This window comes from Neisseria sp. HMSC70E02 (assembly GCF_001838645.1).
Classification (GTDB): domain Bacteria; phylum Pseudomonadota; class Gammaproteobacteria; order Burkholderiales; family Neisseriaceae; genus Neisseria; species Neisseria macacae.
The window spans coordinates 30,405-33,643 of record NZ_KV838127.1; the positions used below are offsets into that span (position 1 = coordinate 30,405).

At 56.3% G+C, this 3,239-nt stretch carries 3 protein-coding genes; all 3 read left to right on the forward strand.

Annotated features, from left to right (window positions below; genetic code table 11):
• Window positions 1–53: 53 nt before the first annotated feature.
• Window positions 54–1,118, forward strand: coding sequence for a DUF1176 domain-containing protein (locus tag HMPREF3277_RS12100; RefSeq protein ID WP_070871265.1), 1,065 nt, complete (start codon window positions 54–56; stop codon window positions 1,116–1,118).
• A gap of 199 nt (window positions 1,119–1,317) precedes the next feature.
• Entirely contained in the window at window positions 1,318–1,638 is a 321-nt protein-coding gene (locus tag HMPREF3277_RS12110) for an accessory factor UbiK family protein (protein WP_003757162.1), read from the forward strand.
• A 13-nt stretch (window positions 1,639–1,651) separates the two neighbouring features.
• Window positions 1,652–3,148, forward strand: coding sequence for a YifB family Mg chelatase-like AAA ATPase (locus HMPREF3277_RS12115; RefSeq protein WP_003780235.1), 1,497 nt, complete (start codon window positions 1,652–1,654; stop codon window positions 3,146–3,148).
• Window positions 3,149–3,239 lie beyond the last annotated feature (91 nt).

Consider the following 3,239-nt stretch of genomic DNA (forward strand, 5'->3'; position numbering starts at 1 on the left):
CTTGTCCTGATTTAAATTTAATCCACTATAAAATAAAACTGAAGGAATACATCATGAAAAAATGGCTGCTGGCTGTTTTGCCCGCCACCGCACTGGCCGCTCCGCCTCAAGGCTTTTATCAAAATTACCAAGACTGGGACATCGCTTGCGACAATACCGGCACATGCCGTCTTGCCGGATATCAGGCGGACGAAACAGAAACGCCGGTTTCCATCTTGTTTACCCGAAAATCGGGGGCGAACGCCGCCGTAGCCGGCGAAGTTTCCCTGCTGCCGTTTAACGACGATGAGCGTCAACTCGCCCGTGTGGCAGCCCGCAGCGAATTGATGCTGAACGGCAAATCACTGGGCAAATTGGCGTTGAACAAAAAAGGCACAGGCAAATTGAGCAGCGCGCAAACCAACGCCTTGCTCGAAGCATTGAAAAAAGAAAGCAAAATCAGCATCCGCGCGGGAAAATATGAATGGCACTTGTCCGACAAAGGCGCGGCGGCGGCAATGTTGAAAGCGGACGAATTCCAAGGTCGTCTGAATACGCCTTCCGCGCTGATACGTAAAGGCAACAGCAGTCAGGCAGTCCTCAGCCCGCAGCCCAAACCCGTCATCCGCTCCGTTGCCGTACCGAAAACAGCAGGCGATATACTGGAACAAGACACACCGCGCCATAGCGCCGTCATGAAGCTGCTGCGCAACAGCAACCGCGTTTCCGAAGGCGACGATAATTACTGTCCTGCCCTGCATAATAAAGAGCAAATGGGTTGGAACCGCAGCCTGTATGTCCATCCGCTCAACGATCGTCAGGTTTTGATTTCGGCCATCTGTATCGGCGGTGCTTATCAAACCAGCGGCTACTATGCCATTGCCGATAAAGAGCTGACCAAAATCGAACAAGTGCTGCCGCCGATGGTATACGGAGGGCACGGCGGATTCGACGAGAAAACAGCCACCCTCAGCGGCAGCTTCAAAGGCCGCGGCATAGGCGACTGCTGGACAAGCAGTGCGGCGGTGTGGGACGGCAAGAGCTTCGTCCGCAGCGAGGAACACACCACCGGCTCGTGCAAAGGCTTTACCGGCGGTGCGTGGTGGCTGCCGATTTTTGATGCCCGCGTCGAGCGTTAAAATACGCCGAATATCGAAACATACGGCAAAAGCCGTTTCAAAAATGCCCGCAAGATTGAGTGATTTTGCGGGCATTTGCTACACGCGGGCGATGTTTGGAAGGGAAAAGGCGCGACAGCAGAATGCCCGTTTTCAGACGACCTTTTTCCTTATACAATACGCTTGGATTTTATATATTCTGATATAAAGGATACGGATTATGTTCGGCAAACAACTCTTTGAAGAAGTCAGCGCAAAAATCAGCGAAACCATCGCCAACAGCCCCGCCAAAGACATGGAGAAAAACGTCAAAGCCATGCTCGGCAGCGCGTTCAACCGTATGGATTTGGTCACGCGCGAAGAATTCGACATCCAGCAGCAGGTTTTGATTAAAACCCGCACCAAATTGGTCGAGCTGGAGGAGCGTCTGGCAAAACTCGAAGCCGCGCAAGAGCCTGAGCAGTCTGCCTTGGAAGCTGCCGAAGCCGCAGCCGAAGAAGCCGTCGCCGAAATCAAACAGCAAACCGAAGCCGGCGAATAAGGTCGTCTGAAACATGTCGCTTGCCTTGGTTTACAGCCGCGCCTTGAGCGGCATGAATGCGCCGTTGGTCGAAGTGGAAGCCCACCTTGCCAACGGCCTGCCTCATTTCAATATCGTCGGATTGCCCGATACCGAAGTCAAAGAAAGCCGCGACCGTGTGCGCGCCGCCATCATCCAAAGCGGTTTCGACTTCCCCGCCAAAAAAATCACCGTCAACCTCGCCCCCGCCGACCTGCCCAAAGAATCGGGACGTTTCGACCTGCCGATTGCGCTGGGCATCCTCGCCGCATCCGGACAAATCGCACCCGAAAAGCTCGCGCAATACGAGTTTGCCGGCGAATTGGCGCTTTCCGGCATGTTGCGCCCCGTACGCGGCGCGTTGGCGATGGCATGGCAGGGTATGCAGGCTGGGCGTTCTTTCGTCTTGCCGCAGGAAAACGCAGAACAAGCCGCCGTGATGCGCGGCATTACCGTTTACGGTGCGCGTTCGTTAGGTGAAGTCGCCGCCCATTTGAACGGCATCGAACCTTTGGCGCAAACCGCCTGCCAAGTCCCGCAGAGGTCGTCTGAAAACGCCAAACTGCCTGACCTCATCGATGTCAAAGGTCAACACACCGCCCGCCTTGCGTTGGAAATCGCCGCCGCGGGCGGACACAGCCTTTTGATGATGGGCCCGCCGGGAACGGGTAAGTCCATGCTTTCCCAACGGCTGCCCGGTATTCTGCCGCCTTTGACCGAAGACGAATTGGTCGAAGTATGGGCGTTGCGTTCGCTCCTGCCCAATCATCAGCAACAACTCGACAGCCACCGTCCTTTCCGCAGCCCGCACCACAGCGCCAGTTCGGCAGCCATGGTCGGCGGCGGTTCCGACCCGCGTCCGGGCGAGATTTCATTGGCTCATCACGGCGTTTTATTTTTGGACGAACTGCCCGAGTTTGACCGCAAAGTTTTGGAAGTTTTGCGCGAACCTTTGGAAAACGGCGAAATCCACATTTCCCGCGCGGCGCGCCAAGCCGTCTATCCCGCCAAATTCCAGCTTGTCGCCGCCATGAACCCGTGTCCTTGCGGTTATCTCGGGCATCCCGTCAAACCCTGCCGCTGCACGCCCGAAAGCGTCGCGCGTTACCGCAGTAAAATTTCCGGCCCGCTGCTCGACCGCATCGATTTGACCATCGAAGTCCCCAGCCTGTCCGCCGCCGAACTGATGCAGCAGGAAGCGGGGGAAAGCAGCGCCGTCGTGTTGGCGCGCGTGATCGCCGCCCGCGACAAACAATACGCGCGGCAGGGCAAAGTGAATGCCGCCTTGAGCGTCAGTGAACTCGACACGTCCGCCCGCATCCAAAAAGAAGCGCAGGAAGCTTTGGGCAGCCTGTTGGAAAAACTCTCCCTCTCCGCCCGCAGCTTCCACCGTATCATGCGCGTGGCGCGTACATTGGCGGATTTGGCGGGCGATGAAGAAGTCGGCAGAAGCCATGTTTTGAAAGCCGTCAGCTTCCGCCGCGCGTTGTAAGGTTTTTCAGACGACCTTGGGTGCTGAAAACGGAAGATTCAAAGTATAGTGGATTAGCTTTAAACCGGTACGGCGTTGCCTCGCCTTAGCT

Excerpts from the sequence above, each read along its gene's own strand:
- HMPREF3277_RS12115 (WP_003780235.1), top strand. The coding sequence starts at position 1,652 with ATGTCGCTTGCCTTGGTTTACAGCCGCGCCTTGAGCGGCATGAATGCG.
- HMPREF3277_RS12100 (WP_070871265.1), top strand. The coding sequence starts at position 54 with ATGAAAAAATGGCTGCTGGCTGTTTTGCCCGCCACCGCACTGGCCGCT.
- HMPREF3277_RS12110 (WP_003757162.1), top strand. The coding sequence starts at position 1,318 with ATGTTCGGCAAACAACTCTTTGAAGAAGTCAGCGCAAAAATCAGCGAA.